Origin of the sequence: Neisseria maigaei, assembly GCF_958267405.1 — a bacterium.
GTDB lineage: Bacteria > Pseudomonadota > Gammaproteobacteria > Burkholderiales > Neisseriaceae > Neisseria > Neisseria bergeri.
Map to the genome: position 1 here is coordinate 144,493 of NZ_CATQFT010000001.1, position 25,893 is coordinate 170,385.

At 53.2% G+C, this 25,893-nt stretch carries 18 protein-coding genes and 2 tRNA genes; 5 read left to right on the forward strand and 15 right to left on the reverse strand.

Going from position 1 to position 25,893, the window contains the following annotated elements; genetic code table 11:
• Positions 1 to 51 precede the first annotated feature (51 nt).
• The 5 genes from Q3O06_RS00695 to mraZ form a co-directional block, all read right to left on the reverse strand.
• Positions 52 to 1,530 (reverse strand): UDP-N-acetylmuramoyl-L-alanyl-D-glutamate--2,6-diaminopimelate ligase, encoded by a 1,479-nt coding sequence (locus tag Q3O06_RS00695; RefSeq protein WP_301817041.1) that lies wholly within the window; start codon positions 1,528 to 1,530, stop codon positions 52 to 54.
• 24 nt (positions 1,531 to 1,554) lie between these two features.
• On the reverse strand, positions 1,555 to 3,303 hold the full coding sequence (gene penA, locus Q3O06_RS00700) for a peptidoglycan D,D-transpeptidase PBP2 (RefSeq protein WP_301817042.1): 1,749 nt from the start codon (positions 3,301 to 3,303) through the stop codon (positions 1,555 to 1,557).
• 61 nt (positions 3,304 to 3,364) lie between these two features.
• Positions 3,365 to 3,628: a cell division protein FtsL gene (gene ftsL / locus Q3O06_RS00705; RefSeq protein WP_082300428.1), complete on the reverse strand. Its 264-nt coding sequence runs from the start codon at positions 3,626 to 3,628 to the stop codon at positions 3,365 to 3,367.
• Positions 3,629 to 3,651: 23 nt separating this feature from the next.
• Complete coding sequence (rsmH, locus tag Q3O06_RS00710) at positions 3,652 to 4,611, reverse strand: 16S rRNA (cytosine(1402)-N(4))-methyltransferase RsmH (protein ID WP_301817043.1); 960 nt, start codon at positions 4,609 to 4,611, stop codon at positions 3,652 to 3,654.
• Positions 4,608 to 5,063: a division/cell wall cluster transcriptional repressor MraZ gene (gene mraZ, locus Q3O06_RS00715; protein WP_002222027.1), complete on the reverse strand. Its 456-nt coding sequence runs from the start codon at positions 5,061 to 5,063 to the stop codon at positions 4,608 to 4,610. Before mraZ ends, rsmH begins: the two co-directional genes overlap by 4 nt.
• A gap of 278 nt (positions 5,064 to 5,341) precedes the next feature.
• Here mraZ and Q3O06_RS00720 point away from each other — a divergent pair, with 278 nt between their 5' ends.
• The 3 genes from Q3O06_RS00720 to Q3O06_RS00730 all read left to right on the forward strand — a co-directional run bounded on the left by Q3O06_RS00720 (position 5,342) and on the right by Q3O06_RS00730 (position 6,850).
• Positions 5,342 to 6,559 carry a class I SAM-dependent methyltransferase gene (locus Q3O06_RS00720; RefSeq protein ID WP_301817045.1) on the forward strand — a complete coding sequence of 406 codons (1,218 nt, stop codon included), beginning with the start codon at positions 5,342 to 5,344 and terminating at the stop codon, positions 6,557 to 6,559.
• Positions 6,560 to 6,690: 131 nt separating this feature from the next.
• Positions 6,691 to 6,767 (forward strand) — tRNA-Met (locus tag Q3O06_RS00725).
• 7 nt (positions 6,768 to 6,774) lie between these two features.
• Positions 6,775 to 6,850, forward strand: a tRNA-Ala gene (locus tag Q3O06_RS00730).
• Positions 6,851 to 7,035: 185 nt separating this feature from the next.
• On the opposite strand, the gene Q3O06_RS00735 is transcribed toward Q3O06_RS00730, so the two are convergent.
• The 5 genes from Q3O06_RS00735 to Q3O06_RS00755 form a co-directional block, all read right to left on the reverse strand.
• Complete coding sequence (locus Q3O06_RS00735) at positions 7,036 to 7,857, reverse strand: undecaprenyl-diphosphate phosphatase (RefSeq protein WP_301817046.1); 822 nt, start codon at positions 7,855 to 7,857, stop codon at positions 7,036 to 7,038.
• 32 nt (positions 7,858 to 7,889) lie between these two features.
• The gene (locus Q3O06_RS00740; protein WP_301817048.1) at positions 7,890 to 8,534 is read right to left on the reverse strand and encodes a thiol:disulfide interchange protein DsbA/DsbL; all 645 of its coding nucleotides are present in this window, start codon (positions 8,532 to 8,534) and stop codon (positions 7,890 to 7,892) included.
• A gap of 2 nt (positions 8,535 to 8,536) precedes the next feature.
• Positions 8,537 to 9,400 (reverse strand): cell division protein FtsN, encoded by an 864-nt coding sequence (gene ftsN, locus Q3O06_RS00745; RefSeq protein WP_301817050.1) that lies wholly within the window; start codon positions 9,398 to 9,400, stop codon positions 8,537 to 8,539.
• Between the two features lie 112 nt (positions 9,401 to 9,512).
• Complete coding sequence (locus Q3O06_RS00750; protein WP_301817051.1) at positions 9,513 to 11,009, reverse strand: YifB family Mg chelatase-like AAA ATPase; 1,497 nt, start codon at positions 11,007 to 11,009, stop codon at positions 9,513 to 9,515.
• A 13-nt stretch (positions 11,010 to 11,022) separates the two neighbouring features.
• The gene (locus Q3O06_RS00755; protein WP_003750274.1) at positions 11,023 to 11,343 is read right to left on the reverse strand and encodes an accessory factor UbiK family protein; all 321 of its coding nucleotides are present in this window, start codon (positions 11,341 to 11,343) and stop codon (positions 11,023 to 11,025) included.
• Positions 11,344 to 11,825: 482 nt separating this feature from the next.
• On the opposite strand from Q3O06_RS00755, the gene putP reads away from it, so the two are divergent.
• Both putP and putA read left to right on the forward strand, forming a co-directional pair.
• On the forward strand, positions 11,826 to 13,352 hold the full coding sequence (putP, locus tag Q3O06_RS00760; protein WP_301817053.1) for a sodium/proline symporter PutP: 1,527 nt from the start codon (positions 11,826 to 11,828) through the stop codon (positions 13,350 to 13,352).
• A 251-nt stretch (positions 13,353 to 13,603) separates the two neighbouring features.
• Positions 13,604 to 17,209 carry a bifunctional proline dehydrogenase/L-glutamate gamma-semialdehyde dehydrogenase PutA gene (putA, locus tag Q3O06_RS00765; protein ID WP_301817055.1) on the forward strand — a complete coding sequence of 1,202 codons (3,606 nt, stop codon included), beginning with the start codon at positions 13,604 to 13,606 and terminating at the stop codon, positions 17,207 to 17,209.
• Positions 17,210 to 18,429: 1,220 nt separating this feature from the next.
• On the opposite strand, the gene porB is transcribed toward putA, so the two are convergent.
• The 5 genes from porB to ychF all read right to left on the reverse strand — a co-directional run bounded on the left by porB (position 18,430) and on the right by ychF (position 25,849).
• The gene (gene porB, locus Q3O06_RS00770) at positions 18,430 to 19,446 is read right to left on the reverse strand and encodes a trimeric porin PorB (RefSeq protein ID WP_301817057.1); all 1,017 of its coding nucleotides are present in this window, start codon (positions 19,444 to 19,446) and stop codon (positions 18,430 to 18,432) included.
• 516 nt (positions 19,447 to 19,962) lie between these two features.
• Positions 19,963 to 20,760, reverse strand: a complete 798-nt coding sequence (gene truA, locus Q3O06_RS00775) for a tRNA pseudouridine(38-40) synthase TruA (protein ID WP_301817060.1) — start codon at positions 20,758 to 20,760, stop codon at positions 19,963 to 19,965.
• A gap of 393 nt (positions 20,761 to 21,153) precedes the next feature.
• A complete protein-coding gene (gene tyrS / locus Q3O06_RS00780) occupies positions 21,154 to 22,449 on the reverse strand; it encodes a tyrosine--tRNA ligase (RefSeq protein ID WP_301817063.1) in 1,296 nt (431 codons plus the stop codon).
• Between the two features lie 61 nt (positions 22,450 to 22,510).
• Positions 22,511 to 24,388: an acyltransferase family protein gene (locus Q3O06_RS00785; protein ID WP_301817065.1), complete on the reverse strand. Its 1,878-nt coding sequence runs from the start codon at positions 24,386 to 24,388 to the stop codon at positions 22,511 to 22,513.
• 369 nt (positions 24,389 to 24,757) lie between these two features.
• Positions 24,758 to 25,849, reverse strand: a complete 1,092-nt coding sequence (gene ychF, locus Q3O06_RS00790) for a redox-regulated ATPase YchF (protein WP_301817067.1) — start codon at positions 25,847 to 25,849, stop codon at positions 24,758 to 24,760.
• Between the last annotated feature and the right edge of the window lie 44 nt (positions 25,850 to 25,893).

Here is a 25,893-nt window from a genome sequence, read left to right on the forward strand (position 1 = left end):
TGTTTTTTCAGATGGTTTTAATTAAGACCGTCTGAACATTTGTGATATGGTCTATCCGCGCTCTGCCAATACTTTTTCTGCGATTTCAAAATCGGAGAAATGGTGCTTCACGCCTTGTACATCCTGATAGTTTTCATGCCCTTTACCGGCAATCAGAATGATGTCGTTCGCGGCAGCCTGCTCAACCGCATAACGGATGGCAACGGCACGATCAACTTCGACGCGTTCAGGATTAGGGACGGCAGGCAAAATATCGTTGATGATGTCTTGTGGATTTTCCAAACGCGGGTTGTCGCTGGTTACAACAACTTTATCCGCGCCCTGTACGGCTGCTGCGCCCATCAATGGGCGTTTGCCACGGTCGCGGTTGCCGCCGCAGCCGAATACGCACCACAAAGCCGCGCCCTGCGGTTTGATTTCCTGCAAAGTGGCGAGTGCTTTTTCCAATGCGTCAGGTGTATGGGCGTAATCGACGATGACCAAGGGCTTGCCGCTGTTCATAATGCAGTCCATGCGGCCTGAGGCGGGACGGATTTTTGCCAGCACATCCAATACCTTATCAAGCGGATAACCGTTGGCACACAGCAAGGCGATGCAGGCGGCGAGGTTTTGCGCGTTGAACCGTCCGAGCAGGCGGGTGCGGCATTTCCCTTCGCCCCAAGGGGTTTGAAATACGGCTGCTATGCCGTCTGAAGAGGCGGTGAAGTCGGTAATGCGGATGTCGGCTTGCTCGCTGAAGCCGTAACTGTAAACGGCCAAATCAGGACAGTCTTTTTTCAGACGGCATACAAGTTCCGCGCCGTATCCGTCATCTACATTGATAACGGCGTGTTGCAGGCCGTGCCAGTAAAACAGGCGCGACTTGATAGCGCCGTAGGCTTCCATCGTGCCGTGATAGTCGAGGTGGTCTCGGGTGAGGTTGGTGAAGATTGCGCTGCAAAACGGCACACCGTTGACGCGCGACTGGTCAAGACCGTGGCTGGAGACTTCCATCGCGGCGGCTGTTGCGCCTTGTTGACGGAAACGGTAGAGCAGGGTTTGGACATCGACGGGGGCGGGGGTGGTGTGTGTGGTTTCTTCCAATGCGCCCCAAAAGCCGTTGCCGACCGTGCCGATGATAGTAGTTTTTTCGCCCAACAAATCGGCGGCTTGCGCCAGCCATTGTGTGATGGAGGTTTTGCCGTTGGTGCCGGTTACGCCCCAGACTTTGAGGCCGTCTGAAACGTTGTCGTACACTTGCGCCGCCAACATGCCGGCACGGTGTTTCAAATCCTTAATCCCTTGATTGGGGACTTTCCATTCGGGATTCCACGCGAATTTACCGTCGTCGTCCCAAAAAACAAAAGCCGCGCCGTTGGCAATGGCTGCGGGGATATAACTGCGGCCGTCCGTATATTCGCCCTGACAGGCAACGAAAATATCACCTTGTTTAATTTGACGGCTGTCTGAATGCAACAAACGCCCTGCTGCGTTTGCACACAGCAGAGGCGGAATGTTGGTTTCAGCTAAAGGGGTTAACTTGCTGAACATAAAATAATCTCGTTGATACTCGGATTAAGACGGTGTTTTGACGGCTGCAACATTGGTCAAAGGTTTGGTCGGGGAAACGCCCAAGATGTTCAGGCTGCCGCCCATGACTTGTTTGAAGACCGGACCTGCCACTACGCCGCCGTAGTAACCGTTTGCAGTCGGCTCGTCGATGGTTACCGCCACAATCACACGCGGATTCTTAGCAGGTGCAAAACCGATGAAAGTGGCAACGTGTTTGTTATCGACGTAACGACCGTTAACCAACTTACGCGCCGTACCGGTTTTTGCGCCGACGTCGAAACCATCTACCGCACCCGCCGTACCCGTACCGCCGGGTTCGGTTACAGAAACCATCAACTCACGCACCTGACGTGCGGTCGATGCTTTAAATATACGTTTGCCTTGCGGCGCAACCGCCTGCTTCTCAAAACTGACCGGCAACAAAACACCGTCATGTGTCAACACGGTATAGGCCCGTGCCAATTGCAGCAGGCTCAACTGCAGACCGTAACCGAAAGACATGGTCGCCTGTTCGATAGGCCGCCATTTTTGCCAATTGCGCAACGCGCCCGCACTTTCTCCCGGGAAACCGGAATGCATACGCACACCGATGCCCAACTCATGATACAAATCATACATTTCTTTCGAACTGAATCGTGCAGACAGTTTGCTTGTACCAACATTGGAAGATTTCTGCATAATACCGCGCACATCCAAAGAGGGGTAAACGTGGGTATCGCGCACGGGAGACGGTCCGATTTTATAAGGCTGCGTATTCAGCCGTTCGTTCAAATCGGTTTTGCCCGCATCCAATGCCTTCGCAATCACAAACGGTTTGATTGCCGAACCGGGTTCGATCATATCGGTTACTGCACGGTTGCGCCGCTGTTCGCTGTCTGCATGGCCGGGCCTGTTGGGATCGTAGGCGGGCGTATTGGCCAAGGCGAGGATTTCCCCCGTGCGGGCATCCAAAACCACCACCGTTCCGGCTTTTGCCTGATGGTATTCGACCGCCTTGTTCAACTCTTCATAGGCCAAGGTCTGAATCCTCTGATCGAGGGAAAGGATGATGTCTTTGCCGTTTTGCGGGGCTTTATTGCGCGGGGAGTCCAAGCTGTCCACAATATTGCCCTGCCGGTCCCGCAAAACGACTTCCGCGCCGTCTTCGCCATGCAGGCTGTCTTCAAGCGAAAGTTCCAAACCTTCCTGACCTTTGCCGTCAATATCGGTAAATCCGATGACGTGTGCAAACAGGTTGCCCATCGGGTAATGGCGTTTTAATTCTTTTTCAAATACAAAGTTTTCCAAACCCAAGGCTTTGACCTCTTCGGCAACCTTGGGATCGAGCTGCCGCTTGATCCAAATAAACGACTTGCCTTTCTGTTCGAGTTTGTTCCTCAAAACATCAACCGGCACATCGACAAGCTCGGACAGGCGTTCCAATTGGGCGGCAGACGGCATTTCCTTCATATCTTTAGGCACGGCAAACAGGGACTCCGTCGGCGCACTCAACGCCAAAACCGCACCGTTCCGATCCGAAACCGTACCGCGTGTAGCCGGCAATGTTTGAGTCCGCACAATCCGGTTGTCGCCCTGTTCTTTCAAAAATTTATACGTTACCGTCTGCAGATACAGTCCGCGGGCAATCAGACCGGCAAACAAGACCGCCATTGCCATCAGGACGAAGCTGATTCGTCCGTTACTGGTCATCGGCTTTTTGGCCTGCTCTTCTTTGGGCAGCATCCGGGGCTTATATTCGCTCTTAATCAACATTTTTACTTCTCGTTATTATTATCCTGGACGCAGGAATCCGATTCCGGCACACAGGCTGCTTCTATCTTTGATGTTCCACCATAAAGGTATTGCCTGAAACCGGCGGATGGAGGTTTTGTTTTTCTGCCGCCGCCCTGATCGCTTCGTGGTTCGCCAAACGCGCCTGTTCGAGCCTCAGTTGCGCATAGTTCTGTTCCAAGGCGATTTCCTGTTTTTTCGCCTTGTCCAAAGCTGTGAAGTTGAGCCTGTACTGGTTTTGCTGCATCACAACGGAAAAAGCGGAAACGCACACCGCAAGCAGCAGAAGGAAATTCAATTTGTTCATTGCCGTTCAGACGTTTTTCTCTGTTATTGTTCCGGTATCGGACCGGCAGTCCGCTCCGCCACACGCAAAACCGCACTTCTCGCCCTCGGATTGGCGGCAATTTCCGCCTCACCCGGCTTTAATGCCCTGCCCACGATTTTCAGAGGAGGCTCGGGCAAATCCGCTTCTCTGACCGCTGCCCAGCGCGGCAGGGGCACGTGTTGCGAATATTTTTTGACAAACTGCTTCACAATGCGGTCTTCCAACGAATGGAAAGCAATGACCGCCAAACGTCCGCCCTGTTTCAGACGACACATGACCTGCGGCAATACTGCCCCTACTTCTTCAAGCTCGCGGTTAATAAAGATGCGGACCGCCTGGAAAGTACGTGTTGCAGGATCTTGCCCCCGCTCACGAGTACGGACGTTTTGTGCCACGATCTGCGCCAGCTTGCGGGTTGTATCGATTGGACTTTCCGCCCGTTGCGCAACAATGGCGTGCGCAATCTGGCGGCTAAACCGCTCTTCACCATAATTCTTGATTACCTCGTGCAAATCCTGTTCCGACGCAACCGCTATCCACTCTGCGGCAGACATACCGCGCGTCGTATCCATACGCATATCCAAAGGGGCATCGAAACGGAAGCTGAAACCGCGGCTGCCGTCATCGATTTGCGGAGACGAAATCCCCAAATCAAACAGCGCACCGTCCACCTTGCCGATACCCAAATCATCCAATGCCGTCTGAAACGAAACAAAACCGCCATGCACGACACTGACCCGTTTGTCCGAACGCGCCAGCTCTTCTGCCACAGCAATCGCCTGCGGGTCTTTATCGAAAACAATCAACCGCCCCGCATCGCCCAAACGCGACAAAATCAGCCGGGAATGCCCTCCCCTGCCGAACGTACCGTCCACATAGACACCGTCTTCGCGCACGGCAAGCGCATCCACCGCCTCATTCAGCAAGACCGTGATATGCCGGTAACTTTCTGCTCCACTCACAATTGCAAATCCGTCTGACTCAACTGGAAGGCAAGTTCGTCAGGATCGTCATCCAAAGCCTGAACCATCTCAGCCTCCCACTGCTCGCGACCCCAGAGCTCCAAACGGTTGGCACGACCGACCAAAACGACTTCACGGTCGAAATCCACCCTTTTCCTCAGTCCGGCAGGAACCAGCACCCGACCGGCGCTGTCCCATTCCAAAATTTCCGCGTTATGCAGCAAAAGATTTTGAAACCGCCGCAAAACAGGGTTATCCGCCACTTTTAAGTTTAAAAGTTGCGCCGCAACCTTTTCCCACTCCGCAACAGGGTACATCAACAGCTTATGTTTCGACTCGAGCGTTACCACTACGGCAGGCGTATAGAGGCGCGACAGAATGTCGCGGAATTTGGCAGGAACAGCCAACCGCCCCTTACTGTCGATGCTTAATTCGTGTGCGCCGCCGAACATGACATGTCCCAAGCCGAAATCAAAATCACAAGGGTAAAAGAGACACTTTGCCCCACAATTCCCCACCAATCGACACTATAAGAAATTTTAAACACTCGGTCAAATACGGACGGAAAATTTCATTAATATATCAAGTTTTTTAAATTCCTTTAAAAACAACAAAATAGAAAAATCCAATTGCAGGCAGCCAACCGCAAGGCATAGTAATAAAGGTAAATAATTACCATATATGCTATTTATTTTAAATAAAAAGCAATATATAGCATTAAAATAAAGCCATGACAGCATCTATACCAACGTGTAATATGTCGGGAAATCCAATAAATTTACACAAGATAACATTTATCATGCCCCTCCCCCTCCCCTCCCCCGAAGCACGGCAATCCTCGCTCAAGCTGCAAACCCTCATTGCCGAAGAAATCGGCAAACACGGCAATTGGATTCCATTTTCACGTTTTATGGAATTGGTTTTATACGCTCCGCAATACGGCTACTACACCGGCGGCAGCCATAAAATCGGCAATAACGGGGATTTTATTACCGCACCGACCCTCACTCCTCTGTTTGCACAGACACTGGCACGCCAACTTCAAGAACTCCTACCCCAAACGGCAGGCAATATCTATGAATTCGGCGCGGGAACCGGACAGCTTGCCGCCGATCTGTTGGGCAGCATTTCAGACGGCATCGACTGTTACTATATTATTGAAATATCGCCGGAGCTGGCCGCGCGTCAGAAAAACCTGATTCAGACCCGCGCACCGGAAGCATCTCAAAAAGTTGTCCACTTGACCGCACTTCCCGAAGCGTTTGACGGAATCGTCATCGGCAACGAAGTGCTCGATGCCATGCCTGTCGAAATCGTCCGTAAAAATGAAGGCGGATTATTCGAGCACATCGGCGTTTGCACGGATAACGGCCGTTTCGCCTATTCTGCAAGACCCTTGCACGACCCGTCGCTTTCCGCCTCTGCTTCCCTTTATTTCCCTCAAACGGATTCCCCCTACACCAGCGAACTGCACCCGCAACAATATGCCTTTATCCGCACCCTTGCCTCAAGGCTTGAACGCGGAGGTATGATATTCATCGACTACGGTTTTGATGCGGCGCAGTATTACCATCCCCAACGCAGTCAAGGCACATTGATCGGACACTACCGGCATCACGTTATCCACAATCCTTTCGACTTCATCGGGTTGGCCGACCTGACCGCCCACGTCAACTTTACCGACATCGCCCAAGCCGGTACGGATGCAGGACTGGATTTGACAGGCTATCTGCCCCAGTCCCATTTTCTGCTGAATCTGGGTATAACCGAACTGTTGGCACAAGTGGGAAAAACAGACTCTCCCACCTACATCCGTGAAGCTGCTGCCGTTCAGAAACTGATTGACCAGCACGAAATGGGCGAACTGTTTAAAGTCATCGCATTCGGAAAAAATATCGGCACTGATTGGACAGGATTTTGTTTCGGCGACATCTGCCACAAACTCTAACCCTTATGCCGTCTGAATCTGCTTCAGACGGCATAAACTTTTTAACATTTAAAAACAGGAAACTAATTCAAAATTAAAAAATACGGCTTGTCAAAAAAACAAAAAAACATATAATAGCAACTTCACGAAACGGCGAATTAGCTCAGTCGGTTAGAGCAGAGGAATCATAATCCTTGTGTCCGGGGTTCGAGTCCCTGATTCGCCACCAGATTTTCGGGGGTATAGCTCAGTTGGTAGAGCGCTTGCATGGCATGCAAGAGGTCAGCGGTTCGATCCCGCTTACCTCCACCAGATAAAAAAGCACAGACCGTAAAAGGTATGTGCTTTTTTATTGCCTGATTGCCGGAAAACAAAGAACAAACCACTGCCTTCAAAACAGACAATCGACTTTAAACCTATTGCCCTGCCCGTCCCGATTTTATCAGTCCGCCAAACAAACCCGACCCGAATAATGTCTTCAGGCTGGGTTTATGGTTTCATTCCCAACTTATCCAGCCCGACAGCCACAATATAATGATGGCAATACCAAAAACAATACGGTAATAGGCAAACGGGATATAGTTTTTCTTGGAAACAAACCTCAGCAATGCTTTTACCGCCACCAAACCGGAAACAAAAGCGGCAATAAAGCCTATCAGAATCAAACCGACATCATGCAGGGTAAAAAATCGGTAATGTTTCAGGACATCATAAACCGTTGCTGCAACCATCATCGGAACGGCCAAGAAAAATGAAAACTCCGTTGCCGTTTTCCGCTCGATTCCCCAAAGCATCCCGCCCATAATCGTACTGCCCGAACGGGACGTACCCGGAACCAGTGCAAACACTTGGGCAACTCCGATCATCAACGCATCAATCGGACGCAATGCATCAACATCGGCAATTTTAGGCTCTGCCCGGCTTTGGCGTTTCTCCACCCACAAAATAAAAAAACCGCCCAAAACCAGCATGACCGCCACACTCAAAGGATTGAACAGATGTTCTTTAATCTGTTTGCCGAACAACAGCCCCATCACGGCGGCAGGTATAAAAGCAATGGCAAGATTGAGGACGAAGCGGTTGGCTTTCCGGTCTTTTCCCAAACCGTGCAACACATTGTTGAAACGCTGCCGGTATTCAAACACTACCGCCAAAACCGCACCGAGCTGGATGGCAATTTCAAAAACCTTGTGATTGCTGTGAAAATCAATCAGATTGCCGAACACAATCAAATGTCCGGTGCTGGAAATCGGTAAAAATTCGGTAAAACCTTCTACCAAGCCCATCATCAGGGCTTTCAGGACAATCAGAAAATCCATTGCTTGTGCTTCTTTCGGATACGGGAGTTCGGCTATTTCTGTACAGCAGGGGTCTGACGCTTGCGTTCTTCCCTGACTTTGGCAACCAATTCTTTAATCGTATGAACGCCGCCGTCAAAGCCGTTATTGAAGATGACGCGGTATTTTCCGCCGACAATAACGTTCGGCGTGCTGTCAATACCGTATTGTTCCGTCAGTTTCTGCATTTTTAATGCGGCGGCGGCAGCTTCGGGGGAATCATAGGCGCGCATCAGTTTTTTGCCGTCAAAGCCTTTTTGGGACAAAGCCCATTTTCCGGCAACCGCCCTGTTTTCCAAGCGGATTTTTTGTTCGTAAACTGCTTTAAACACAGCAGGGTTTGCCTGATATTTCAAACCTGACAAATTGACGGCGGCCGCCATTCTTGCCAGACCGAGCATTTCAGGCTGCCAGACCACGTGTTCCGTCCTTAAATAGGCATCAGACGGCAATGCCTTGCCCAGTTTCAATAACAAAGGATCGAAATGATGGCAATGTACGCAGAAATAGCCGAAAAATTCCAAAACCTCAATTTTGCCCGACTGTTCTTGAGGAATGGGTTTATCCAACACAAGATAGTCTTCCCCTTCCGTCAGGGCATATGCCTGCGCGGACAACACTGCCGACAGCAGCAGCGGCAACAGATGTTTGAGCTTCATAATTATTTGCCTTCAATCGCACGGACCAGGCTGGCAACTCCGTGTTTTTTCAACTCGTCCTGCATTTTTTTCACCGCATCGGCAGACATATTGCCGCTTTGCACGCGGTAAAGCGTTTTACTTCCTGCCTGATAGCCGACCACTTTGGAAGATATGCCCAAGATTGCCAGCTTGGCACGCTGCCCTTCCGCGCTCCGGCGGTCGGCATACGCGCCCATTTGCAGATAATGCGTTGCTTCCGCCTTGTCGGACGTTTTCATTTTCTGCACTTCTTTGGCGGCGGCACTGCGCGCTTTTTCGATGCTGCCGCTGTTGAGGATTTGTTCCGGGGTCGGTTTGGGTGCAACTTTTTCCTTCGCCGCCTTTTTCTCTTCTTTTGAAGCTTTTCTCTCTGTTTCTTTAGACGGTTTTACCGCTTGTTTTTTAACCGTTTCGGCATCTTTTTTCTGCGCTTTTTCCCTGACGGTTTGTTCACGCTCTTCCGTCAGTGCTTTCTTGCGCACTGCCTGTCCGTCCGGCTCTTCCCGTTCCGGCTCGCCCGCCTTTTCTTCAACCTCGTCGGCTTTGTCGGCAACGGGCTGCTTGTCGGCAGTTTTTTCCGCATCCGACTGCTCTGACTCTTTCGCAGCATCCGGTTCGGACAAGGCGTTTTGATCGGCCGGTTCAGGTCGGATGTCTTCCTTAGGCTGGTTTTTCGGTTTCAGGATTTCCGTTTCTGTAGGCTGCTTCGACGGAGCCGGGATTTTGAACGCATTTTGACCGCTCTGGTTCAGATAAAACAAAATACCGGCAATAATGACCGTTGCCAGTATCAAACCGAAGAAGAAACCGGACAGACCTTTTCCGGATTGGGAAAATTTGTTCATAAACATACCTTAATGTGTTTCAGACGGCATTAACGCCGTTTGCTTACGGGCGGATATTCTAACAATATCGCCATATTTGGGCAAAACCCGCCCCGATGCCCTTTTATCAAAGTTATAAAGCGCGACGGAAACCTATGGCTTTCATGACGTGGCTTCTGCCGACTTCTTCATCGCCCGCCAAATCCGCCAATGTACGTGCCACGCGCATGATGCGGTGAAAACTGCGGGCGGAAAGAGACAATTTTTCCAGCAGGCTACCCAAGGCTTCCTGCGCTTCTTTTTGAATGCGGGCTTGGGAATCGAGTTCGCTGACGCTCAAGGCGGCGTTGACTTTGCCCTGCCGTGCGTATTGTTTGTCTCGGGCGGCGATGACGCGTTCCAAAACGGACGCGCTGCTTTCGCCCACTTCCTGCTGCATCAGTTCGGCGGCGGACAGGCTGGGGACTTCGATGGTCAAATCGATGCGGTCGAGCAGCGGACCGGAAATCTTGCTGCGGTAACGCGCGACGCTTTCTGGCGTGCAGCGGCAGGGTTTGACAGGATGCCCGAGATAACCGCACGGACAAGGGTTCATGGCGGCGACAAGCTGGAATTTCGCCGGATAGACGGCTTGACGCGCCGCGCGGGAAATGTGGATTTCTCCGTTTTCCAAAGGTTCGCGCAAAACTTCCAAAACTTTGCGGTCAAACTCGGGCAGCTCGTCCAAAAACAAAACGCCGTGATGCGCCAATGAAATTTCGCCCGGACGCGGATCCGAGCCGCCGCCGACCATGGCTGCCGAACTCGCGCTGTGGTGTGGGCTGCGGAAAGGACGGTGGCTGTCAAGTTGTTGTTGGTAGTTGGGCAGGAGCGAACGCAATGCCCACACTTCGACCAATTCGTCTTCGGTCAAAGGCGGCAGGATGCCGGGCAGCCGTTGGGAAAGCATAGATTTGCCCGTTCCCGGCGGGCCCATCATCAACAGGCTGTGTCCGCCTGCGGCGGCAATTTCCAAAGCGAGGCGGGCGGTGTGCTGACCTTTCACATCGCACAAATCAGGTTGTCCTCCATGTTCAGACGGCATTTGCGGTACGGAACATTCGGTTTGCGCCAAAGGTTCGATGCCGTTGAGATGGGCTGCAACCTCACCCAAAGAGCGTGCGCCGTAAACGGTAATGCCGCGCATCACGGCGGCTTGTTCTGCGTTTTCCTGCGGCAAGACGAAGGAACGCCCCGCCTGCATACCCTGCCACGCCATCGCCAACGCGCCGCGCACGGGGCGCAACAGCCCCGACAGTGCCAATTCCCCCGCAAACTCGTATTCCGCCAGCTTTTCGGGTGCAACCTGCCCCGATGCGGCAAGGATGCCGATTGCAATCGGCAGGTCGAAACGCCCTGATTCTTTGGGCAGGTCGGCGGGGGCGAGGTTGACGGTGATTTTTTTGGCCGGGAACTCGAAACCGCTTTGGATAATGGCGGCGCGGACGCGGTCGCGGCTTTCCTTTACTTCCGTATCGGGCAGTCCGACGATGTTGAAATGCGGCAGGCCGTTGGCAAGGTGGGCTTCCACTTCGACCAACGGCGCATTCATACCGCTCAAGGCGCGGCTGTAAACCAAGGCAAGCGACATATTTCAGACGGCCTTATTCGCCGGCCGCGGTTTGCTGCCTGATTTCGGCGACGGCTTCTTCGGCAGCGGCTTCAGCCGCTTCCAATGCTGCCCGTTCGGGATTTTGCGCGGCTTCGAGTTTCGCCAGACGCGCTTCCAAAGCCGCCAGTTTGGTACGGGTTTTAATCAAAACCTGCTGCTGGATGTCAAATTCTTCGCGCGTAACCAAATCCATACGGTTGAACGCGCCGCCCAGCATCGCCTTAATATTTTTTTCCACATCTTTGGCAGGGCTGTTGGCGATGGTTTCGCTGATTTTCGAGCCGACTTCTTCAAAAAGCTGCTTGCCGAACATAATCTGTATCCTTCCTGAACATATCAAATTCAAGCGGCTATTGTATAAGGAAAAATGCCGTCTGAAAACGGGCTGCCGGCCATCTGTACAAAATGTTCCGCCACCCACTTCCGTTGCTAAACTACACTTCAAAACATAAGCAGGCGGAAAGCCGGTTTCACAACACCATCCCTTTTCAATTACAAGCAGCTACAAAATAATATGTTGTTTTAGATAGATTTTATGTTAACGACCTGCTTTTCTCCGCCTTTTTTGGACGGCAAGTGCTTTGCAAACAAAAAAATTTGGGTTATGCTGAACCAAATTATTTACAATTTCATATAGTTTCATTACATATCTTATTGTGATTGAAGATAATTTATCCGAATCCCCTTTCGGGTATCCGGATTTTCCGTTGTACTTTTATTAGAAAAACATTTCAGGCGCAAGTTGCTTGCAATTTCAAAGCCTGTAATTCTGAAGTTTTAGACGAGGAATAGCACATGAATCCCATGTACATCACTTTTGCAATCTATCTGGTTGCAGTCCTTCTCATCGGGCTTGCCGCTTATTTTTCCACGCGCAATTTCGACGATTATATTTTGGGCGGGCGCAGCCTGGGTCCGTTTGTTACCGCGATGTCGGCAGGCGCGTCCGATATGTCCGGCTGGCTTTTGATGGGTCTGCCGGGCGCGATTTACCTGAGCGGTTTGAACGAAGCCTGGATTGCCATCGGCCTCTTGTTCGGCGCGTATTTCAACTGGCTCTTGGTGGCGGGCCGCCTGCGCGTGCATACCGAATATGCCAACAATGCGCTGACGCTGCCGGATTATTTCTTCCACCGCTTCGGCGCGGGCGGACACTTGATGAAAGTGGTTTCCGCGCTGATTATCCTGTTTTTCTTTACGATTTATTGCGCTTCGGGCATTGTGGCGGGCGCAACCCTGTTCCAAAGCCTGTTTGAAGGTATGACTTACAATCAGGCAATGTGGCTGGGCGCGGGCGCGACCATCGCCTATACCTTCTTGGGCGGCTTCTTGGCGGTAAGCTGGACGGATACGTTGCAGGCTTCTTTGATGATTTTCGCCCTGATTTTAACGCCGGTGATGGTCTATTTGGGCTTGGGCGGCGCGGAACAAATGTCTGCCGCGATTCAAAGCGTCGCCGCAGGCACGGGCAAAGAATACGGCAGCCTGTTTGCCGGTACGACCGTCATCGGCATCATTTCTACCGCCGCATGGGGCTTGGGCTATTTCGGACAGCCGCACATTTTGGCGCGCTTTATGGCCGCCGAAAGCGCGAAATCGCTGGTATCCGCACGCCGCATCGGCATGACTTGGATGGCGTTGTGCCTTGCGGGCGCGGTAGCGGTCGGTTATTTCGGCATTGCGTATTTCGGTGCAAACCCCGACAAAGTTTCTTCTATGAGCGGCAACCACGAACGCATCTTCATCGCGCTTTCCACCCTGCTGTTCAACCCTTGGATCGCCGGCATTATTTTGAGCGCGATTTTGGCGGCGGTGATGTCCACCCTGTCCTGCCAGCTTTTGGTTTGCTCCAGCGCGATTACCGAAGACTTCTACAAAGGCTTTTTGCGTAAAAACGCGCAACAGTCGGAACTGGTATGGGTCGGCCGCCTGATGGTCTTGGCGATTGCCGTGATTTCCATCCTGATTGCTTCCGATCCGAACAGCAAAGTATTGGGACTGGTTTCCTACGCGTGGGCAGGTTTCGGTGCGGCGTTCGGTCCGATTGTGATTCTGTCCGTATTGTGGAAACGCATCACTGCCTACGGCGCGTTGTCGGGTATGGTTGCAGGTGCCTTAACCGTAGTCGTATGGGCGGAATGGGTAAAAAAACCGGCTCAAGCGGCAGGAGAAAGCGGCTTGTTGACGATGTACGAAATCGTGCCGGGCTTTATTGTTTGCTTGATCGTTGCCGTATTGGTTTCCCTGTTCAACAAAGAACCTTCGCGCGAAATCCAAGAACGCTTTGAAAAAGCCGACGCAGATTACCGCGCCGCCCGATAAACCCCTTTCAGACGGCACGGCATCCCGGTTCGTGCCGTCTGAACCCGTTTCCGGGTCAAACACAAATAAACCTTGCCTGCATACAGGTCTTATTTGTGTTTTACCCGTTTCATTTTCAAAGAAACGGAAGCACCTACCCTGCCCGCATTTGAAGCCTTGTATTTCATCTGTGGATTTATTACGATATTACCGTATTCAGGCCGCACCGATGCCGTCTGAACCCCCCCGAAAAACTTTGGAGAATCCAAAAAATGTTTCATTTTGCATTTCCGGCACAAACTGCCCTGCGCCAAGCGATAACCGATGCCTACCGCCGTAATGAAATCGAAGCCGTACAGGATATGTTGCAACGTGCACAGATGAGCGACGAAGAGCGCAACGCCGCCTCCGAACTTGCCCGCCGTTTGGTTACCCAAGTCCGTGCCAGCCGCACCAAAGCCAGCGGCGTCGATGCACTGATGCACGAATTTTCACTCTCCAGCGACGAAGGCATCGCACTCATGTGCCTGGCGGAAGCTCTTTTGCGTATTCCTGACAACGCCACCCGCGACCGTCTGATTGCCGATAAAATCTCCGAAGGTAACTGGAAGAGCCATCTGAACAACAGCCCTTCCCTCTTCGTCAACGCCGCCGCCTGGGGCCTGCTGATTACCGGCAAACTGACCGCCACAAACGACAAACAAATGAGTTCCGCACTCAGCCGCCTGATCAGCAAAGGCGGCGCACCGCTCATCCGCCAAGGCGTAAATTACGCCATGCGGCTTCTGGGCAAACAGTTCGTCACCGGACAGACCATTGAAGAAGCCCTGCAAAACGGCAAAGAACGCGAAAAAATGGGCTACCGCTTCTCTTTCGATATGTTGGGCGAAGCCGCCTACACCCAAGCCGATGCCGACCGCTACTACCGCGACTATGTCGAAGCCATCCACGCCATCGGCAAAGATGCGGCAGGCCAAGGCGTTTACGAAGGCAACGGTATTTCCGTCAAACTCTCCGCCATCCACCCTCGCTACTCGCGCGCCCAACACGAACGCGTGATGAGTGAACTCTTACCCCGCCTGAAAGAATTGTTCCTTTTGGGTAAAAAATACGATATCGGTATCAACATCGATGCCGAAGAAGCCAACCGCTTAGAGCTGTCTTTGGATTTGATGGAGGCACTCGTTTCCGATCCCGATTTGGCTGGCTACAAAGGTATCGGTTTCGTTGTTCAAGCCTACCAAAAACGTTGTCCGTTCGTTATCGACTACCTGATCGACCTTGCCCGCCGCAACAACCAAAAACTGATGATCCGTTTGGTCAAAGGCGCATACTGGGACAGCGAAATCAAATGGGCGCAAGTGGACGGACTGGACGGCTATCCGACCTACACCCGCAAAGTCCACACCGACATCTCCTACCTCGCCTGCGCGCGCAAACTGCTTTCCGCGCAAGATGCCGTGTTCCCGCAATTCGCCACCCACAACGCCTACACCTTGGGCGCAATCTACCAAATGGGCAAAGGCAAAGACTTTGAACACCAATGCCTGCACGGTATGGGCGAAACCTTGTACGACCAAGTCGTCGGCCCGCAAAACTTAGGCCGCCGCGTGCGCGTGTACGCCCCGGTCGGTACGCACGAAACCCTGCTCGCCTACTTGGTGCGCCGCCTGTTGGAAAACGGCGCGAACTCGTCTTTCGTCAACCAAATCGTTGATGAAAACATCAGCATCGACCGCCTGATTAAAAGCCCGTTCGACACCATCGCCGAACAGGGCATCCACCTGCACAACGCCCTGCCGCTGCCGCGCGATTTGTACGGCAAATGCCGTCTGAACTCGCAAGGCGTGGACTTGAGCAACGAAAACGTATTGCAGCAGCTTCAAGAACAGATGAACAAAGCCGCCGCGCAAGACTTCCACGCCGCCTCCATCGTCAACGGCAAAGCCCGCGATGTCGGCGAAGCGCAACCGATTAAAAACCCTGCCGACCACGGCGATGTTGTCGGTACGGTCAGCTTTGCCGATGCCGCGCTTGCCCAAGAAGCGGTTGGCGCAGCCGTTGCCGCGTTCCCCGAATGGAGTGCGACACCTGCCGCCGAACGCGCCGCCTGCCTGCGCCGTTTCGCCGACCTGCTCGAACAGCACACCCCCGCGCTGATGATGCTTGCCGTGCGCGAAGCAGGCAAAACGCTGAACAACGCCATTGCCGAAGTGCGCGAAGCCGTCGATTTCTGCCGCTACTACGCAAACGAAGCCGAACACACCCTGCCTCAAGACGCAAAAGCCGTCGGCGCGATTGTCGCCATCAGCCCGTGGAACTTCCCGCTCGCCATCTTTACCGGCGAAGTCGTTTCCGCATTGTCGGCAGGCAACACCGTCATCGCCAAACCTGCCGAACAAACCAGCCTGATTGCCGGTTATGCCGTTTCCCTGATGCACGAAGCCGGCATCCCGACTTCCGCCCTGCAACTCGTCCTCGGCGCAGGCGACGTGGGTGCGGCATTGACCAACGATGCCCGCATCGGCGGCGTAATTTTCACAGGCTCGACCGAAGTGGCGCGCCTGATCAACAAAGCCCTTGCCAAACGCGGCGACAATCCCGTCCTGATTGCCGAAACCGGCGGACAAAACGCCATGATTGTCGATTCCACCGCACTTGCCGAACAAGTCTGCGCCGACGTATTGAACTCCGCCTTCGACAGCGCGGGACAACGCTGCTCCGCCCTGCGCATTTTGTGCGTCCAAGAAGACGTTGCCGACCGTATGCTCGACATGATCAAAGGCGCGATGGACGAACTCGTCGTCGGCAAACCGATTCAGCTCACCACCGATGTCGGCTCCGTCATCGATGCCGAAGCGCAGCAAAACCTGCTTGCCCACATCAACAAAATGAAAGGCGTTGCCAAGTCTTACCACGAAGTCAAAACCGCTGCCGATGTCGATTCCGAAAAATCCACGTTCGTTCGCCCCATCCTGTTTGAATTGAACAACCTCAACGAACTGCAACGCGAAGTCTTCGGCCCCGTCCTGCACGTCGTCCGCTACCGCGCCGACGAACTCGACAGCGTCATCGACCAAATCAACAGCAAAGGCTACGCCCTGACCCACGGCGTACACAGCCGCATCGAAGGCACGGTACGCCACATCCGCAGCCGCATCGAAGCCGGCAACGTTTACGTCAACCGCAACATCGTCGGCGCAGTCGTCGGCGTACAGCCCTTCGGCGGACACGGTCTGTCCGGCACAGGTCCCAAAGCAGGCGGTTCGTTCTACCTGCAAAAACTGACCCGCATCCCCGAATGGGTTGCCCCGACCCTGAGCCAAATCGGACAGGCGGACGAAGCCGCGCTCAAACGCCTCGAAGCCCTGATTCACAAACTGCCGTTCAACGCCGAAGAGAAAAAAGCCGCAGCGGCCGCTTTGGGACACGCCCGCATCCGCACCCTGCGCCGTGCCGAAACCGTCCTTACCGGCCCGACCGGCGAGCGCAACAGCATCTCATGGCACGCGCCCAAACGCGTTTGGATACACGGCGGCAGCACGGTTCAAGCCTTTGCCGCACTGACCGAACTTGCCGCCTCCGGCGTACAGGCAGTGGTCGAACCCGACAGCCCCTTGGCTTCCTACACCACCGACCTGGAAGGTCTGCTGCTGGTCAACGGCAAACCCGAAACCGTCGGCATCAGCCACGTTGCCGCCCTGTCGCCTTTGGACAGCGCGCGCAAACAGGAACTTGCCGCCCACGACGGCGCACTCATCCGCGTCCTCCCTTCGGAAAACGGACTCGACATCCTGCAAGTTTTTGAAGAAATCTCTTGCAGCGTCAACACCACAGCCGCCGGCGGCAACGCCAGCCTGATGGCGGTTGCCGACTGATTTTGCCAAAACCGCCCGGGCGCGGACCGTGAACAAATGCCGTCTGAAAACCTTTCAGACGGCATTTTTATAGTGGATTAACAAAAATCAGGACAAGGCGACGAAGCCGCAGACAGTACAAATAGTACGGAACCGATTCACTTGGTGCTTCAGCACCTTAGAAAATCGTTCTCTTTGAGCTGAGGCGAGGCAACGCCGTACCGGTTTTTGTTAATCCACTATATTTCGTCATTCGCACAACTTAACGTTGATTACCTGCACAAGCCCAAATCGCATCACCATCACGTTTTTTGCTTCGTTATTCCAACTTCTTTTATTCCATCGTTCCCACGAAAACAGAAAACCAAAATAGAAACCCAAATCCCGTCATTCCCGCGCAGGCGGGAATCCAGTCCGTTCGGTTTCAGTTGTTTCTGATAAATCTTGCAGCGTTGGGTTTTTAGATTCCCGCAACCTTTCGTCATTCCCGTGAAAACGGGAATCTAGAGCGTAGGGTTGAAGAAACTGTTTTATCCGATAAGTTTCCGTGCCGACAGGTCTGGATTCCCACCTGCGCGGGAATGACGGTTCAGTGATTGTCGAAAGGTGAGGATTCGATGGATTCGATGAAAACGGTGGAAATGTGGGATTGATGGAAATGGCGGGCTGAAGCACACCCTACGGCTCGCTGATTCCCCGACACCGATGCCGTCTGAACCTTCAGACGGCATTTTTGATGCACTTACCGTTTACAGGCGTGGGACGGGCGTAAGGAAATACCCGAACCGTCATTCCCGATAACACCGTCATCTTGAAACCCGTCATTCCCGCGCAGGCGGGAATCCAGGCCTGTCGGTGCAGAAACTTATCGGATAAAACGGTTTCTTGAGATTTTGCGTCCTGGATTCCCACTTTCGTGGGAATGACGGAATGTAGGTTCGTAGGAATGATGTGGTGCAGGTTTCCGTATGGATGGATTCGTCATTCCCGCGCAGGCGGGAATCTAGGTCTGTCGGTGCGGAAACTTATCGGGTAAAACGGTTTCTCCAACCCTGCGTCCTGGATTCCCACTTTCGTGGGAATGACGGAATGTAGGTTCGTGGGAATGACGGGATCAGGTTTCCGTGCGGACAAATGCCTGCGCGGGAATGACGGCATATTTTTGCATTTTTTAAAAAAGACTAAAAATAGAAAAAAGCCTGTCTGACGACAGGCTTTTTGTTGATACCAATCTTTGCAGATTAGAATTTGTGGCGCAGACCGACAGTGCTGGCAGTCGATACGGTTTTGTTTGCGCCTTTGCCTTCTTGTAACCAGCCGGCAGAAACCAAGGCAGAAGTGCGTTTGGAGAAGTCGTATTCCGCACCGACGATAACTTGGTCGTAACGGTTGTCGCCGTCTGCTTTAGCAACAGTGCCTTTGAAGCCGTGGGCGTAAGAAACGCGGGGCGTTACGTTGCCGAAGCGGTATGCCACGGTAGCGGCAACTTCGGTTTGAGAGTTGTGCGAATTGGAAGTATCAGCCAATTTCGCATCTTGTTGCTGTACGGCTACGGAAGCGTACAGGGCATCGTTGTCGTAACCGCCGACCAAACGGTGAACTTGCAGTTTTTCAACAGGCTGACCAACTTTTTCTGCGCTAGTGCCTTCGCCGTATCTTTGGAACAAGCCGGCGTATTGTGCGAAGAAGCCGCTGTTTTGGTAGTTCAAACCGACGTGGTAAGATTCGCCGTTTTTGCCTGAATTGTCTTTAGGCGCGTATTGCACGCTGCCGCTGAAGCCGGCAAATTCGGGAGAATCGTAGCGTACGGATGCGTAGCGGTGTTCCGGAGCGGAGATTTTGCTGACTTGCAGTACTTTTTCGGTGTTAGAACCGGAATCCCAAGCGTTGACGTTGTCGCCGGCGTCTTTCAGGACGCTGTTCAGGTGACCGGCTCGGACGGTACCGAAGCCGCCTTTCAAACCGATGAAGGATTGGCGGTTGCCCCAGCCGCTGTCAGTACCGGCGATGGAGGCTTTTTGTTCCAACTGCCAAATGGCTTTCAGTCCGTTGCCGAAATCTTCTTGACCTCTGAAGCCGATTTTTGAACCGAAGTCGGCGATTTCGCTGCCGGTTTTTACTTCAGTTACTTTGCCTTCTGCATGTTTTACAGCGCGGTAAGTTTCTACGCCGGCTTTGATGGTGCCGTACAGGGTAACATCAGCCATTGCTGCAACAGGCAGGGCAGCCAGTGTCAGGGCAATCAGGGATTTTTTCATTGCTGTATTCCTTTTCATAGTTAAGAAATTTAAGCAGACCAAACTTTCCAATCCGCTTAGGCTTTACTTCTACCGCCGATGTCGGCGATTCCATTTCTGAAACTATAAATGTTCCTGTCTGAAAAAACAAACTTCTGCCTGTTTTTGTGTGGAATCCGATGTGCATTTTGAAGGACGGATAGAGATATTATGGGTATTTTTTGTTTTATAACATATGGTTATTTAAAATTTTTAAGATTTGCATTTTTACAACACTTGCTCGGGAAGGCATTGGAGGGCATTGCAAACCGGGGGTTATAGTGGATTAACAAAAACCAGTACAGCGTTGCCTCGCCTTAGCTCAAAGAGAACGATTCTCTAAGGTGCTCAAGCACCAAGTGAATCGGTTCCGTACTATTTGTACTGTCTGCGGCTTCGTCGCCTTGTCCTGATTTTTGTTAATCCACTATAGTGTCAACATTGAAAAAGATTGCCTGACAGTTTGTCCGATTTCAAAATCTCCGCGACAAGAATGTTTTAAAGCCATTCGGGGATTTGGGGACGGATGATGCCGTATGCCTCGGGATAGTCGACGCCGGTCAGGTAGAGTCCGTCGGGCATGAAGGTCGGTGGGGCTTTGAGGCGGCTGCGTTCTTGAATCAGTGCGGCGAAGCCTTCGACGCTGAGTCTGCCGCTGCCGACATAAACGAGCGCGCCCATGATGTTGCGTACCATGTGGTGCAAAAAGGCGTTGCCGTGCAAATCGAGGCGGACGAGTCCTGCGCTTTGGGTAAGGTCGGCGCGGTAAATGGTTTTGACGGGGGATTTTGCCTGGCACTCGGCGGCGCGGAAGCTGGAGAAGTCTTGTTCGCCGATCAAATAGGCGGCAGCCTGCCGCATCTGCCCGATGTCGAGTTTGAGGTGTGTCCAGCCTGCCCTGTTTTTGAGCATGGGGGAACGGACGGGGGCGGATTCGAGCAGGTAGCGGTAGTGCCGTCCGTATGCGTCGAAGCGGGCGTGAAATTCGGGTGCGACCTGTTGAGCGTGCAAAACGGCAATGCCTTCGGGCAGGTGGGCATTTACGCCGCGCACCCATGCCTGAACCGGACGGACGGCGGCAGTATCAAAATGAACGACTTGGGCGGTGGCGTGCACGCCGGTGTCGGTTCTGCCGGCAACGGTGGTGGCGACAGATTCTCCTGCGATTTGGGCGAGCGCGGTTTCCAATGCCGTCTGAACGGTCGGTACGCCGTCAGCCTGTTTCTGCCAGCCGTAAAAGCGGCTGCCGTCGTAGGATAGTGTCAGTGCCCAGCGTTGTTTTTGTGCGGTATCCATCGGGTTGGGGATTCGGATAAATGTTCAGACGGCATTGTATCGCAGATTTTGCAGGGAAACGGCAAATGCCCGGGGCGCGCGGCGTTGTTTGGGGAGATGTTCGGGGGGGGGATACAGGGTGTTGCGTAGCAACTGTATTTTTCACCCCGTCGGGCAAAAATACAGTTGCTACGGTTTGCCGAATCATCAGAAATACCCGCATCGTCATTCCCGCGCAGGCGGGAATCTAGACCTGTCGGCGCAGAAACTTATCGGGTGCAACGGTTTCTTGAGATTTTACGTCCTAGATTCCCGCCTGCGCGGGAATGACGGCATATCGGCAGGCGCAGGGTGTTTTGCATTTGATAAAAATGCCGTCTGAAGGCTTCAGACGGCATTTCTGCGGCAACCGGATTATTTCCAAACCAAAAGCGCGTGGTTGCGTTTGCCGCGCCGGAGGATGGTGTATTTGCCGAAGCGTTTGTGCGCGTCGGTCAGCAGGCAGGCGTCGTCGGGGCGTTCGGCGGCGTGGTCGGGGTTGTTGGCTTCGGCAGGTTTGCCGTTGAGCAAAACCGCTTTGCTGTTCACAAAACCGCGCGCTTCTTTGTTGGAAGATGCTAAGCCGGTTTTGACTAAGGCTTCGACGACATTGATGCCGTCTGAAACTTCAAATGCGGGCAGACCGTCGAGGGCGAGCTGTTCGAAGTCGCTTTCCGTCAGGCTGCTTTGGTCTTCGGCAAACAAGCTTTCTGAAATACGCTGCGCGGCTTGCAGGGCGGCTTCTCCGTGAATCAGGCGGGTCATTTCTTCGGCAAGGATGCGTTGCGCTTCGGGCTTGCTGCCGCTTGCCTTGTCTTTCGCTTCGACGGCATCGATTTCTTCAACCGACAGGAAGGTAAAGTATTTCAGGAATTTATACACATCGGCATCAGCGACTTTCAGCCAGAACTGGTAGAACTGGTACGGCGAGGTTTTTTTCGCGTTCAGCCATACTGCGCCGCCTTCGGTTTTGCCGAATTTGGTGCCGTCTGATTTGGTAACCAAAGGCAGGGTCAGACCGAACACTTGTTTTTGGTGCAGGCGGCGGGTCAGGTCGATGCCGGCGGTGATGTTGCCCCATTGGTCGGAGCCGCCGATTTCCAAAACCGCGCCGTGGCGTTTGTTCAACTCGGCAAAGTCGTAGCCTTGCAGCAGGGAGTAGGCGAACTCGGTGAAGGAAATGCCTGCGCCGTCGCGGTCGATGCGCTGTTTGACGGACTCTTTGTTCAGCATGGCATTGACGGAGAAATGCTTGCCGATGTCGCGCAGGAAGTCGAGGCAGTTCATGCTGCCGAACCAGTCGGCGTTGTTCGCCATAATGGCGGCATTTTCGCCTTCAAAGCTCAAAAACGGTTTCAGTTGGTTGCGGATGCTTTCTACCCAGCCGGCAACGGTTTCGGCGGAATTGAGGCTGCGTTCGGCGGCTTTGAAGCTGGGGTCGCCGATCATGCCGGTCGCGCCGCCCACCAGTGCAATCGGCGTATGCCCCGCCTGTTGGAAACGGCGCAATGCCAATACGGGCAGCAGGTGTCCGATATGCAGGCTGTCGGCGGTCGGGTCGAAGCCGCAATAAAGGGAAATTTTTTGTTCGTTCAACAAAGCGTCTAAGGCTTCGATGTCGGTCGTTTGCGCGATTAGGCCGCGCGATTGCAGGTCTTGGATGACGCTCATCGGTCTCTTTCAAAAAAATTAGCGGTTTTGCAAACCGCCGATTGTAACAAATTTAATCGGATCAATGGTTATGGCGCGTATCGAGAAACCGTTGTTTTTCGGAAAAACGCTTCGCCAATTCCGTGCCGCCGTAAGGGTTGATGTGGTCTTTGTCCGAGTAAACCGGCAATCCGCCTATTTGGAAATCTGTGGGGATATAGGCGGCGGCATCAATAATATAGACGTTGGGGTATTTGGCTGCCAATTCCCTGATGCGGGCATTGGCTTTCAGGGTGCTTTCGTCGTCCGGGCGCAGGGTTTGGCGGTAGCCCGGTATGCGTGAAGACAAGATATAGGCGCGCTGGACGTTGTAAGACGAGGCAAGGTTGTCCGCCATCAGGTAAACGGCTTGTTTTTCGGATGAGAGCTTGTGCAGCATACGGTCGAATTTTTGGAAAAAACCGGCATCGTAGGCAAGGGAGCGGCTGTTTTCGGGCATCTGGCTGCCCCAGCGCATCGCCAAAACCACTTTTGAATACCGGGGCAGGTGTTCTTCGGCATAGCGGTAAACGGCGCGGCAGGCGGCCCAGTTTTGGAACACGCGGGACGCGTAGCCCTCAACATAGGCGCAAGCGTCGGCGGAAACCATTGTGGCGGACCATTTTTCTTTTTTGCCCACGGCATCGAAGAATGTTTTGTAATGGTCGGCGTGGGAATCGCCCAAAACCAGCAGTTCCGGCTGTTTTTCCGTATCCCCCCACCGGCATTGTTTGCCGGTATTGTTGTGGCAGGAGGTGTTGGAACGCGTCAGCCCCAAGCGGTCGTATTGCGCCATAAACGGCAGCCTCATCGCGAAAAACGAGCCCGCGCCCAAAATGAGCATAGGCAAGGCATAAATCCATAAAACGGATTGTGCGAACGAACCTTTCCATTTTTTAAACGGCTTTTCGATGCAGTGATAAGAAACCAGGGAAAACGCCAAGGTCAGAACGATTGCTGCCGCTGTCGAATAAGGCGGCAGGTTGTCCGGACCGATATAGCGCATAAAGGCCAATATCGGCCAATGCCACAGATAAAGCGAATAGGAAATCAAACCGACGGCAACGGTGATTTTCCATTGGAAAAATTTTTTAAGCGGGTGTTCGTAATGGTTGAAATAAATCAGCGCGGCAACGGCCAGACAGGGAAACAGAGCGGCGGGCCCCGGGAAGTAGGCGGTTTGTTCCGAATAGGCAAACAGGCAGACGGACAGTATGCACACGGAAAACAATGCGCCGGCGGCGGCATACCGTTTGCCGGCGACGAGATTCCGCTGTTGCCGGTACCGCATCCGCACGGCGGTCAGCGATCCGACCAGCATTTCGCAGGCGCGCAGGTGGGGCAGGTAATATTTATCGAGCGCGGAAGGCATAAAGGAAGCGGCAAGGCTTAAGGCGCACAATGCGGCGAGGAAGCCGAACTGTACGCGCGGGCTTTTGCGGGCGACGAGCAGCAGCAACATCGGAAAGACAAAGTAAAATTGTTCTTCGACCGACAAAGACCAAATGTGCAGCAGGGGCTTTTCTTCCTGCGCGGGATCGAAATAATCCTTCCCCCTTGCAAAATACAGGTTGGAGGCGAAACCCAAGGCGGTCAGCGCGGATTTCCACAAAAGAAAGAAATCATCTTTGGTGAATAAAAAGAAGCCGCCTACCAGCGTTGCGGACAATACGGCGAAAAATGCGGGCAAAATCCGTTTGATGCGGCGGATATAAAATGTCTTGAGGAAGAAACGCCCCCCCCCGGACATTTCGCGGAGGAGGATCGCCGTCATCAAAAAGCCTGAAATCACAAAGAAAATATCGACACCGAGAAACCCGCCCGGCAACCAATCCTTTTCGATATGGAACACGATGACGGACAAAACGGCGGCGGCACGCAATGTGTCGATGTCCGGGCGGTAAGGTAAGGCTTGGCTCATAATGTTTTTATAGCGGATTAACAAAAACCAATACGGCGTTGCCTCGCCTTGCCGTACTATCTGTACTGTCTGCGGCTCGCCGCCTTGTCCTGATTTAAATTGAATCCACTATACTTGAAACGCGGCGGCGCAAATGCCGTCTGAAAGGTCATTTCGTATCGGGGCTCGGGATATTCGGAATGTCGGACGGCTTCCCGTAACGGCGGGGCGGCTTGTTTTTGGCAAGCCGTCAGACGCTTGCCGATCGGGCGGGATTTTATTTTGATGCGGCTTTATTCCTGCGGCACGGGAAACGCCGGAACCGTCAAAAACCGGCTTCAGACGGCCTTAAGCTGAAAAAAAGGCCGTCTGAAAAGCGTTTTGCCGTGTTTACACGTTAAACAAAAAGTGCATCACATCGCCGTCTTGCACGACGTATTCTTTGCCTTCCACGCGCATTTTGCCGGCTTCTTTGGCTTTGGCTTCGCCGCCGAGCGAGACAAAGTCGTCGTAGGAAATGACTTGGGCGCGGATGAAGCCGCGTTCAAAATCCGTATGAATCACTCCGGCGGCTTGTGGCGCGGTGTCGCCTTTGTGGATGGTCCAAGCGCGGACTTCTTTGACACCGGCGGTAAAGTAGGTTTGCAGGCCCAAGAGGTCGTAACCCGCGCGGATGAGGCGGTTCAGACCCGGTTCTTCCAAGCCCATTTCGGCGAGGAATTCGGCTTTTTCATCGTCTTCCAATTCGGCGATTTCGCTTTCCATCGCGGCGCAGACGGCGACGACGGGGGCGTTTTCTTTTTCAGCCAATTCTTTCAGGCGGTCGAGGTGCGGGTTGTTTTCAAAACCGTCTTCGGAAACGTTGCCGACGTACATGGCAGGTTTGGCAGTCAGCAAGAACAGCGGTTTGAGCATGGCAAGTTCTTCTGCGTCCAAACCGAAGGAACGCACGGGTTTGCCTTCGTCCAGATGCGGCAGCAGTTTTTTGCACAAATCGACCAGCTTTTGCGCGTCTTTGTCGCCTGAGCGTGCGCGTTTTTCTTCGCGGACGATGGCTTTTTCGACGCTGGCCAAGTCAGCCAGTGCCAACTCGGTGCCGATGGTTTCGATGTCGGCAATCGGATCGACTTTGCCTGCAACGTGGACGATGTTGTCGTCGTCAAAGCAACGTACGACGTTAACAATCGCGTCAGTCTCGCGGATGTTGGCGAGGAACTGGTTGCCCAAGCCTTCGCCTTTGCTCGCGCCTGCGACTAAGCCGGCAATATCGACAAACTCGACGATGGCGGGCTGCATTTTTTGCGGATTGACGATTTTCGCCAGCTCCGCCATACGCGGGTCGGGCACTTCGACGATGCCGACGTTGGGTTCGATGGTACAGAAAGGATAGTTTGCCGCTTCGATGCCCGATTGGGTCAGCGCGTTAAAAAGGGTGGATTTGCCGACGTTGGGCAAACCGACGATGCCGCATTTCAAGCTCATGGTTTTTCCTGAAAATAGAGAAATTTAACGGCGGATTATAGCAT

Excerpts from the sequence above, each read along its gene's own strand:
- Q3O06_RS00695 (WP_301817041.1), bottom strand. The coding sequence starts at position 1,530 with ATGTTCAGCAAGTTAACCCCTTTAGCTGAAACCAACATTCCGCCTCTG.
- Q3O06_RS00785 (WP_301817065.1), bottom strand. The coding sequence starts at position 24,388 with ATGAGCCAAGCCTTACCTTACCGCCCGGACATCGACACATTGCGTGCC.
- ychF (WP_301817067.1), bottom strand. The coding sequence starts at position 25,849 with ATGAGCTTGAAATGCGGCATCGTCGGTTTGCCCAACGTCGGCAAATCC.
- putA (WP_301817055.1), top strand. The coding sequence starts at position 13,604 with ATGTTTCATTTTGCATTTCCGGCACAAACTGCCCTGCGCCAAGCGATA.
- putP (WP_301817053.1), top strand. The coding sequence starts at position 11,826 with ATGAATCCCATGTACATCACTTTTGCAATCTATCTGGTTGCAGTCCTT.
- porB (WP_301817057.1), bottom strand. The coding sequence starts at position 19,446 with ATGAAAAAATCCCTGATTGCCCTGACACTGGCTGCCCTGCCTGTTGCA.
- penA (WP_301817042.1), bottom strand. The coding sequence starts at position 3,303 with ATGTTGATTAAGAGCGAATATAAGCCCCGGATGCTGCCCAAAGAAGAG.
- ftsN (WP_301817050.1), bottom strand. The coding sequence starts at position 9,400 with ATGAACAAATTTTCCCAATCCGGAAAAGGTCTGTCCGGTTTCTTCTTC.
- mraZ (WP_002222027.1), bottom strand. The coding sequence starts at position 5,063 with ATGTTCGGCGGCGCACACGAATTAAGCATCGACAGTAAGGGGCGGTTG.
- ftsL (WP_082300428.1), bottom strand. The coding sequence starts at position 3,628 with ATGAACAAATTGAATTTCCTTCTGCTGCTTGCGGTGTGCGTTTCCGCT.
- Q3O06_RS00750 (WP_301817051.1), bottom strand. The coding sequence starts at position 11,009 with ATGTCGCTTGCCTTGGTTTACAGCCGCGCCTTGAGCGGTATGAATGCG.
- Q3O06_RS00755 (WP_003750274.1), bottom strand. The coding sequence starts at position 11,343 with ATGTTCGGCAAGCAGCTTTTTGAAGAAGTCGGCTCGAAAATCAGCGAA.
- Q3O06_RS00720 (WP_301817045.1), top strand. The coding sequence starts at position 5,342 with ATGACAGCATCTATACCAACGTGTAATATGTCGGGAAATCCAATAAAT.
- Q3O06_RS00735 (WP_301817046.1), bottom strand. The coding sequence starts at position 7,857 with ATGGATTTTCTGATTGTCCTGAAAGCCCTGATGATGGGCTTGGTAGAA.
- Q3O06_RS00740 (WP_301817048.1), bottom strand. The coding sequence starts at position 8,534 with ATGAAGCTCAAACATCTGTTGCCGCTGCTGCTGTCGGCAGTGTTGTCC.
- tyrS (WP_301817063.1), bottom strand. The coding sequence starts at position 22,449 with ATGAGCGTCATCCAAGACCTGCAATCGCGCGGCCTAATCGCGCAAACG.
- truA (WP_301817060.1), bottom strand. The coding sequence starts at position 20,760 with ATGGATACCGCACAAAAACAACGCTGGGCACTGACACTATCCTACGAC.